This window comes from Prevotella sp. ICM33, assembly GCF_000517825.1.
Classification (GTDB): Bacteria; Bacteroidota; Bacteroidia; order Bacteroidales; family Bacteroidaceae; genus Prevotella; species Prevotella melaninogenica.
Window position 1 is genome coordinate 1 of the sequence record NZ_JACD01000102.1, and the last position, 9614, is coordinate 9614.

Genomic DNA, 9614 nt, shown 5'->3' on the forward strand with positions numbered 1-9614 from the left:
GGTAATTATACCGGTGTTGGGTGATGGTTGTTGGGTGTTGAGCCTTTATAAAACAATCTTATTGGAGGAAATCATACCATATATGTAGATTAATCTCATATTATTAACAATTTGGGTTTAATGGAAGCCCTCGTTTTCCTCTATTCTTTCAACCCTTGGAATACTATTTCCTACATTTTTAGCATGTGACTTTAATGTGAGTGGTACGTTCTCTATCAAGACATTACTCGTATTCAGACCTAAAGAACGTGTCATACTCAATTTCAAATGGTCAATCCATTCATAGGCATCCATGATAAGTCGCTCCTTAAAAGAGAAAGAAGCGAAGGTTGAATAAATCCTATTAATAAGCACAAATACGAAGTTTCCCATCACATTATGCTTAGCTAATGAAGGATAAGATGACGCAAGAGAGAACTCATTCTTAGCCACCATATCCTCGATTATCTGCCTAAAATAACGATTGACAAGTGGGTGGATGCGGAATCCTAACCGTAGATTGATACGATAAAGAGTATCGGGAACGAGCGTGGTAACGTCATATTCCAGCGTTGATGGACTGTCTTGATAGTCTATATGCAGCAAGAAATAATGGTCAGCACGCATTGGATGCTTGTTAATAATTGAATAGAGAATCTTCTGTTCGATGTCGTATTTACCCCCAAGTTTGGTGAGATAGACAATATTTGTCGCATACTTAGGGATTGACTCATCGTTCTTAATATCGGAAATAATACTGAATGATTCACGAACATCACGTATCTGTATCTGCGAATTACGAATGGTTGTGGCATTATACCACACATACATGATTGCTATCATCACACTGGCAAGAAGCATGGTTACCCAACCTCCATTCATAAACTTTGCCATGTTTGCGACGAAGAAGATACTCTCCAAACCGACAAAGACGATAAGGAACAGGAGTGTTAGCCAACGATTTACTCGACGAATAGTAAGATAAGCACTCAAGAGGAAGGTAGTCATGAGCATGGTTATCGTGATTGACAAGCCGTAAGCAGCCTCCATTCGCTCCGAACTCTTGAAGAAAAGTATCACAATCACACATAAGATAAAGAGCGACATATTGACAAATGGGATGTAAAGTTGTCCCTTAACATCGGTCGGATACTTTATCTTTTGACGTGGCCAAAACTTTAAGTTCATTGCTTCACTGAAGATAGTAAACGACCCACTAATCAATGCTTGACTTGCAATGATGGCTGCTATCGTTGCCATGACGATACCAAAAAAGAGCATGCCGTGGGGCATAATGGCATAAAAAGGATTCAACCCAGAGGTAAGATTATCACCATGTGCAATTATCCAAGCCCCTTGACCAAGATAATTGAGGATTAACATGACCTTAACAAATGCCCAACTCGTGCGGATGTTATTAATTCCACAATGTCCTAAGTCGGAATATAAGGCCTCAGCACCTGTCGTACAGAGGAACACTGCACCCAAGATTAAGAACCACTCTGGGTTACTCGTCAGCAAGCGGATGGCATGTAAGGGATTGAAAGCTTGCAGAATAGGAATATAATCACCGATATGCATAGTTCCTAACACACCCAACATTGAAAACCATAAGAGCATTAAAGGACCAAACAACTTGCCAATCATATTCGTTCCGAATTGCTGAATGAAGAACAAAACAGTAACAATACAAAGGGCAATAGGTACAACTGGGGTCTCTGGTTCATAGACCTTCAATCCCTCTATAGCAGAGAGAACCGTAATAGAAGGCGTTATAACACCATCAGCTATCAGCGTACTGGCACCAATAATCGCTAAGAAATAAAACCATTTACGACTATGTCGACGTATTAAAGCATACAAAGCGAGTATTCCACCCTCTCCTTTATTATCCGCACGGAGGGCTATTAAGACATATTTAACAGTCGTTTGAAGGGTTAATGTCCATATAATACACGACACTGCACCGATGATATATTCAGCATTAACAGGGTTTCCAGCCCTAACAATAGCCTTCATCACATACAAAGGAGATGTACCTATATCTCCAAAAACAATACCTAAGGTTACAATAACGCCCATTAAACTTAGTTTATGGCGTGCAGAATTACTACAATTGTTATCCCGTGTCATTCTTATTATATCTTAAAACGGATGCAAAGGTAAACAAAATCATGATAACTGCATAACCCTCTTAAGGCTTTTATCTATATTTCTTTTGTCGTTTCTCTTATTTACTGTAACTTTGCAGTAGATAATAAATAATCAAACAGATATGGAAGAAAAGAAATTTAAGCGCACCACTGTTACCGCAGCATTGCCTTATGCGAATGGAGGTGTACATATAGGACACCTTGCTGGTGTATATGTTCCTGCCGATATCTACGTTCGTTATCTCCGATTGAAGAAGCGTGAAGTTGCTTTCATTGGTGGTAGTGACGAGCATGGTGTGCCTATCACCATCCGTGCTAAGAAGGAAGGTATCACCCCACAGGACGTATGTGACCGTTATCATAAGTTGATAAAGGACTCTTTTGAAGAGTTTGGTATCTCCTTCGACATCTATAGTCGCACAACAAGTGAGACTCACCACAAGTTTGCTTCAGACTTCTTCCGTAAGCTATATGATGATGGTAAGCTCGTCGAGAAGGAGAGTGAGCAGTACTATGATGAAGAAGCTCACCAGTTCCTTGCCGACCGTTATATCATGGGTGAGTGTCCTCACTGTGGCAATCCAAATGCTTATGGCGACCAATGCGAGAAGTGTGGTAGTGACCTTAGCCCTATGGAGCTGAAGAATCCACACTCAACTATCTCTGGTTCACAGCCTGTCATCAAGCGTACTAAGAACTGGTACCTGCCTTTAAATGACTATCAAGAGTGGCTGAAGCAGTGGATTTTGGAGGATCATAAGGAGTGGCGACCAAACGTTTATGGCCAGTGTAAGAGCTGGTTAGACATGGATCTCCAGCCACGTGCTATGACCCGCGACCTTGATTGGGGTATTCCTGTACCAGTAGAGGGAGCCGAGGGCAAGGTTCTTTACGTATGGTTTGATGCGCCTATCGGCTATATTTCAAACACTAAGGAGCTTTGCGAAAAGGATCCAGAGCACTTCGGCAACTGGCAAAAGTGGTGGCAAGACCCAGAGACACGTATTGTTCACTTCATTGGAAAGGACAATATCGTGTTCCACTGTCTCATCTTCCCAACTATGTTGAAGGCGCATGGCGATTATATTTTGCCTGATAACGTACCATCAAATGAGTTCCTTAACCTTGAAGACGATAAGATTTCTACAAGTAAAAACTGGGCGGTATGGCTCCACGAGTACCTCCGCGACTTTGAAGGAAAGCAGGATGTGCTACGCTATGTGCTGACAGCTAATGCACCAGAAACCAAAGATAATAACTTCACTTGGAAAGACTTTCAGGAGCGTAACAACTCTGAACTCGTTGCTGTATATGGTAACTTCGTTAACCGTGCACTGCAATTAACCAAGAAGTATTGGAATGGTGTGGTTCCTGCTTGTGGTGAATTGGAAGAGATTGACCGTCAGACTATCCAAGAGTTCAAGGATGTTAAGGAGAAAGTTGAGTCCTATCTTGAAATCTTTAAGTTCCGTGAGGCACAAAAAGAGGCTATGAATCTCGCCCGCATCGGTAACAAATACATCGCAGAGACAGAGCCTTGGAAGCTCTGGAAGACCGACCCTAAGCGTGTGGAGACAATTCTCTACATCTCGCTTCAGCTCGTTGCCAACCTCAGTATTGCCTTCGAACCATTCTTGCCATTCAGCAGTAAGAAGCTCCGTGAGATGATAAACATGACGGAGTATGAGTGGAGTGAACTTGGCTCTACCGACCTTCTCCCAGCTGGTAAGCAGTTGGCAGAGCCTGAGTTGCTCTTCGAGAAGATTGAGGATGAGGCTATCGAGGCTCAGTTACGTAAGCTGGAAGAGACTAAGAAGGCTAACGAAGCCGCTTCCTACAAGGCTGAACCAATCAAGAAGGACATTCCTTTCGAAGACTTCGAGAAGCTTGATATCCGTGTAGGACATATCATTAAGTGTGAGAAGGTGAAGAAGAGTAAGAAGCTCTTGCAGTTCACTATCGACGATGGTTCGGGTGTTGAACGCACTATCCTTAGTGGTATTGCAGCCTACTATGAGCCAGAGCAGCTCACTGGTAAGGACGTTCTTTTCGTTGCTAACTTTGCTCCTCGCAAGATGATGGGCATCGAAAGTCAGGGAATGATACTCTCTGCTGTTAACTTCGATGGTTCACTCACCGTTACTACAACCATGGGTGAGGTGAAACCGGGTAGTCAAGTGGGATAATACCCACCTCTAACTCTGACTAAAAGAGATAGAATATGATAGGCGTAGTGAGTTATCAGACTACCAAGTTTATCACGACATAACAACTATAAAGGCAATTATAAGGTTTATCAGACCTTCTAATTGCCTTTATTTTATTGCAGATTAAACTATTCAGCAAAGCTAACTTCATCCAAATCACGTATCTTTGAAAGTCTCATCAGCGGCTTTCTCGGCAGTTTATAGATGGCGCGTTTAAGTTCAGTTTCCTTTTCATAGTCATCTCCATGGATGTTCTTATCCACAAATTTAATGCCTGTCAGAAAGTTGATGCTTAATCGCGCAAAGACCTTTGCACCATAATTACGCGACTTTTCATAACCTATCAGCATAAAGTCAGATGAATGATAGCGAAAGCAATACTCCCAAAAACCATATCTACCATAATTATAGTGTAGATAAAGTTTGCTGTCTTTTATGCTAACGTTCAACTCAGGAGGATCGTAACATCCTCCATCCTCATTCTCTGAAGAGAAACAACTTTCATTTTTCAAAGCTAACTTATAACCATTACCATGCGTAAACAATATTATAATCCCACGCCTATTACGATCAACCTTATGACCATCACGATCGTTCACAAAGCTATCCTTGCGTGTAGCCTTGATGATTAACACGCAATCCATAAGCCCATCTTTATTCAAGTCACCATAAACCTTGTCAAATAGCTTATAACCCTTAGGGATAAAACCCATTATCTGTTGCTGACCAGTAACAGATATGTGACTTCCTTTATCTATTATCATGGAGCCTGAATTCTTCTTCATAGGTTGTGGAGTCACAACTAAAAAGTCAGCCGCAAAACCTATACACCATGTCTTATCGCAACAGCCAACTAACATAAAGACAGCTAATACAAGTCCTATTATGGTTTTATTCATTGCAATAAAAATATATTTCTTCTATTGATAATAATCAATATTCAGCTAATTCAACTTTAAGTCGTCGAAATCTTCTATTTCCGAAAGCTTCATTAACGGCTTCTTCTTCAGTTTAACGACGGTCCTCTTGAATACCTCATCAGCCACAGGATCATCATCAGAATCTGCATCAAACTTGTCAGCATTGATATTCTCATCATCATATTCAACACCTGTAAGAAAATTGATACTTGTTTTTCCTAAAACTAATGGACCATGGTTATAAGTTGCTTCATAACCTATAAGCATAAAATCTGAGCCTTGATAACGAAAACAATACTCCCAATAACCATACCGACCATGACAATAACGCAAATAAAGATTCCCTTTTCTCTCCTCTACCCACAGTTCTGGAGCATAATAAACACCCCCTTCTTCATTCTCTGATGAGAAGCAATTGTAATTCTTCGACGCAAGTTTATAACCATTTTTCTCGGTAAACAGTATGATGATACCCCTACGATTACGATCTACCACTTTATCAAAACTGTTTTTTACGAAGCCATCCTTGCGTGTTGCCTTGATGATTAACACACAGTCTTCAAGCCCATCTTTGTTCAAGTCACCCGAAATCTTCTCAAATAGTTTATAACCTTTGGGAATGAAATCAGTTATTCGCTTCTGGTCAGCAACATCATACTGACGCATATCTTCTTTCTTTTCCGACTTTGATATACGACTCACTCTCTGCCCTACTGCCGCCAAAGAGTCTGCAGTTTCAGCTTTTGACTGTACTTTATCACGGCAACCAGTTAGCACTATTGCCACACAGAACAAATAAAGAATTAACTTACAGACTTGTTTCATATCATATATAGAATTAATTTCACTTGCAAATATAAATAAAAAGAAGGATAACAAGCGACAGAATACAGCTTTTATTATCACTAAATTGTATGTGTTTACTAACCAAAAAGAAAGTAGCGCAATAGCACAACAAATTTCTCCTGCGAATTATTTTCATGTAAAAAAGAATTTATTTTCATAAAGATAAATATTTATTTTCACGACAAAAAATATTTATTTTCATGTAAATAATTCGGCAAACATCGTTCTTGCTTGTTTATATCGGTACTTTTAATTACTTTTGCAACCATAGGAAAGAATAGAATCGATAGTTAATTATAAAACGAAAGAGGATTAGGAATATGAGAAGAAAGGTTTTCTATTTTTTATTATTCACGCTGTTTGCTGTTAATTGCATGGCTTTCAACCTTTCTGCCGATACCACAAAGACAAGTAAAAAGGCTGATAATCCACTGATAGAGGACGGATATGATGTTGATGCCGACACGGTCATAGCCTATTGCGGAAGACCTATTCAGCATCTGACAAGTTTTGTGAATAACACCATAACGCTTAGTTATCCTACACCAAACCGTTGGAAGGGCTTTTATACATGGAAAGGCTTTAAGATATCTAACTTCTATGTGAAGACGGGTGAAGCATCTTTCAAGGGAATGAATGCCGCTATTTTGTCTCCGATAACGATGACGACAAGCATAGACAGCATCACAGATTCGATCTTTACCGACCGTCTTCTTGCCATTGAATACAAGGGAAAAAGATGGGTTTATAGCAATGTTATCCGTAACACCGAGGCGGATACAATGCTAAGTTTTGAGGAGATTAGGACAGGAAAAGAGGGTATAGAACTGAGTTATGAGGCTGGACAAGGATACAAATATACCTACCAACTCTTTATCAATATGTGTGGTGAACAACCCTGCCTGACGAACATCTACGTTGAAGAACACAATTCTACTGCAAAGTATCAAGCCACACATCAATTCGATTTTACGGCGTTTGACGACAAAGGCGACTTCTCTCTTTATCGCTACCGACGCCATTTCCCAATGCTCTTACGGATGGGAAACTATGAAGCCTTTGGTGAGTAACGCCCTACGCTATTGTCCCCATAAATCGTAATCACATAAAGTATCAGCACCTAAAACCGCCAACGCAACTGAATATCGAGTCCACTTAGCGTTGAGGAGTTGACTTGCTGAAGTCCTGAGGATATATGATCACGGTCGAAATAATGCGTGGTTGAACTGCGAAGAATTATCATAAGACGGCTCGATAGGTCTGCCCGAACAAACAGACTATAGTGCATACCCTTACCAAAGAAGGCAGGAAAACTAAAAGAATAGAGTGGACCACGCTCGTAAACATAGATACGTGAGGCGAAATCTGTCGTTTGAAAATAACCAATCATACCATTCAGCGTGAGCCATGAAAGCGGTTTCCAAGCCCCAGACTCACTCACCATATAACCGAAACTACGCTTGAGATAATTGCTTGCAACGACATCCAACTGACTTTTACAGCTCCAAGACTCTGCCGAATAAGCCAAAGAAAGGCGACCACGTTGCGTTACTTCGTTTACAAGAGTGGTCTTATCTCGATTATCTTTCTCACGTATTCTAAAGCGATAGCGAGCCAAGAGCGCCCAACATTGACGGCTATAGGTAAGCATCAGTAGGTTATCCCATGCCTTACTAACTGTATGTGCGCCAAAACGAGGGTGTGAGAAATAAGCGAAATCAGTATAAGCCATGAGCGACAAACCCCGTTTTACATTCCAATTCGCACCAATGAGCAATCCACTTTCATTCTGAACCGCCCCATTATCACCAAAACTACGTGCGAAGAGTGCAGTGTATTGGTAGCCATAATAACGCTGAACGGCAAGTAAAGAGAGCTTAGAAGTAGGCAAATAGGAAAGGTTATTCACCATTGCAATGCTTCCCTTGCTATCCATTGCCGTCTCACCAGCCAATGACCAATGAGGATGTTGATAGCTATAGTCTACACTTACGTTCCAAAAGTTAGTCCCAGAAGGTGCATAATGGCGGTAATATAAAGTTGTATTGGGTGTTAACTCCTTGTTGAAACAAGTATAAACGCCCGACAATCCCACACGAAAAGCACCCGATGACCAGCCGAGATGGGTTCCTGCAGTAAACTGTGTAGCAGCATCTTTACTGTTTATCTCACGCACAGTGCGGTGATAACCTGTCTTGAGTATTGTCTTAATGGTTCCACTATCCGTAAGTGTAGCATCTATACTGCGGTAAGAAAGAAAGGTGGTTAAGTCAAGATGCTTTGCTATTTCCACCGTTGCAGCTGCTCCCTGCAGATAATTAGCAGCCGAACGAGAGGAATGTGCGCGAATACCTGTTGATTGTCTACCTAACGTTGAGAGCATGGCAAGTTTCCCAAAGCCAAAGGAATTGTTGATAATGAGTCCTTGTCCGAAGTTCACTTTATACCGTCCTACAGCCAAAGTCTTCAACCGTCCCATCTTTCTTAACAGCAAGTAAAAACTATAATGGTCATAACCAAGACGATTACCATACGCAAAGAAGGGTTCACCAGCATCTTGTGCGCCTACCAATCCTGCCTGAACATAATCGCCATAACGGAAGGAATAACGGAAAGAATGGGCATAAGGATAGCCAAGATAGCCTTTCTGGTCGCCTTCACGCTGATAAAAAGGGATATGAGCGGTCAATAAGATGGTGTGCTTTCCACCTTTTATAATTGATTTAAATGTAGGAAACTGGTGCTGTTCTTCTACTGGAGAGACATAGACAAAATAAGGAAGAAGCTGGCGACGGAGAGCATCTAAGGATTCAATCATAGCCAACTCACCCAATGACTGCATACCATGATATTGATAAACATAGGCTTGTATATCTTCAATTTGTTCTGCTGTAAGAAACGGGATACGTGCAAGTTCGTCCCTACTTGCCGTATTGAGGTTGAGTGGATGTTCTGAAAGGTCGGCTAATAGTTCAAAGGTTTCCTCCTTTGCATCCACGTTTTCTTCGTTACTTGCATAGAGTTCTTCAAGCAATTCTTCCCAATCATAGGTCTGTTGTGCTGTAGAAGTGAGGCTAAAAAGCCCTAAAAGGCAGGTCAATAGTAGATTTCTCATTTAGTTAGACTTTCAAAGTATTAAGACAACAAATATAGTCTTTGTTACTGAGAAAAGCAAACAAAATGACGAGAAAAGTATAAAGAAAAGGTCTTCCGTTAAATACGTAGCTTGTTAATAGAATGAGATTCATCCACATACATGGTATGGTTGCCCCCAATAAGATGTTTTTAGAATGGGGAAAAACTACATGATAAATGTAATTAGGTGTGAAGTCTATCTGCCTTCTACAAACAACTTATTCCTATTAGCCTAATTAGGCTATTTGGTCCAATTGGGCTAATTAGGCTAACAACTTATTATTCTGTCATAATTTTTCACATCATAATTTTGAAAAAGTGCTCTTTTGGCTTCTTAAAGACGCCCTTTTGGCTTGCAAAAGGTGCCCTTTAAG

At 40.7% G+C, this 9614-nt stretch carries 6 protein-coding genes; 2 read left to right on the forward strand and 4 right to left on the reverse strand.

Features of this window, described 5'->3' with window-relative positions:
* Nucleotides 1-117 precede the first annotated feature (117 nt).
* Nucleotides 118-2112: a KUP/HAK/KT family potassium transporter gene (locus HMPREF1505_RS11940; RefSeq protein ID WP_036925709.1), complete on the reverse strand. Its 1995-nt coding sequence runs from the start codon at nt 2110-2112 to the stop codon at nt 118-120.
* 142 nt (nt 2113-2254) lie between these two features.
* Between HMPREF1505_RS11940 and metG the strand changes: the two genes are divergently transcribed.
* Nucleotides 2255-4318, forward strand: a complete 2064-nt coding sequence (gene metG / locus HMPREF1505_RS11945; protein WP_036925712.1) for a methionine--tRNA ligase — start codon at nt 2255-2257, stop codon at nt 4316-4318.
* A 149-nt stretch (nt 4319-4467) separates the two neighbouring features.
* On the opposite strand, the gene HMPREF1505_RS11950 is transcribed toward metG, so the two are convergent.
* Complete coding sequence (locus HMPREF1505_RS11950) at nt 4468-5238, reverse strand: hypothetical protein (RefSeq protein WP_036925715.1); 771 nt, start codon at nt 5236-5238, stop codon at nt 4468-4470.
* Between the two features lie 45 nt (nt 5239-5283).
* Nucleotides 5284-6084 (reverse strand): hypothetical protein, encoded by an 801-nt coding sequence (locus tag HMPREF1505_RS11955; protein ID WP_036925717.1) that lies wholly within the window; start codon nt 6082-6084, stop codon nt 5284-5286.
* Nucleotides 6085-6425: 341 nt separating this feature from the next.
* On the opposite strand from HMPREF1505_RS11955, the gene HMPREF1505_RS11960 reads away from it, so the two are divergent.
* On the forward strand, nt 6426-7175 hold the full coding sequence (locus HMPREF1505_RS11960) for a hypothetical protein (protein ID WP_036925720.1): 750 nt from the start codon (nt 6426-6428) through the stop codon (nt 7173-7175).
* Between the two features lie 50 nt (nt 7176-7225).
* Here the strand turns inward: HMPREF1505_RS11960 and HMPREF1505_RS11965 are convergent, their stop codons facing one another.
* Complete coding sequence (locus HMPREF1505_RS11965) at nt 7226-9220, reverse strand: helix-hairpin-helix domain-containing protein (protein ID WP_036925723.1); 1995 nt, start codon at nt 9218-9220, stop codon at nt 7226-7228.
* Nucleotides 9221-9614: the final 394 nt, after the last annotated feature.

Coding starts and splice junctions, on each gene's coding strand:
- HMPREF1505_RS11940 (WP_036925709.1), bottom strand. CDS start 2,112: ATGACACGGGATAACAATTGTAGTAATTCTGCACGCCATAAACTAAGT.
- metG (WP_036925712.1), top strand. CDS start 2,255: ATGGAAGAAAAGAAATTTAAGCGCACCACTGTTACCGCAGCATTGCCT.
- HMPREF1505_RS11950 (WP_036925715.1), bottom strand. CDS start 5,238: ATGAATAAAACCATAATAGGACTTGTATTAGCTGTCTTTATGTTAGTT.
- HMPREF1505_RS11955 (WP_036925717.1), bottom strand. CDS start 6,084: ATGAAACAAGTCTGTAAGTTAATTCTTTATTTGTTCTGTGTGGCAATA.
- HMPREF1505_RS11960 (WP_036925720.1), top strand. CDS start 6,426: ATGAGAAGAAAGGTTTTCTATTTTTTATTATTCACGCTGTTTGCTGTT.
- HMPREF1505_RS11965 (WP_036925723.1), bottom strand. CDS start 9,220: ATGAGAAATCTACTATTGACCTGCCTTTTAGGGCTTTTTAGCCTCACT.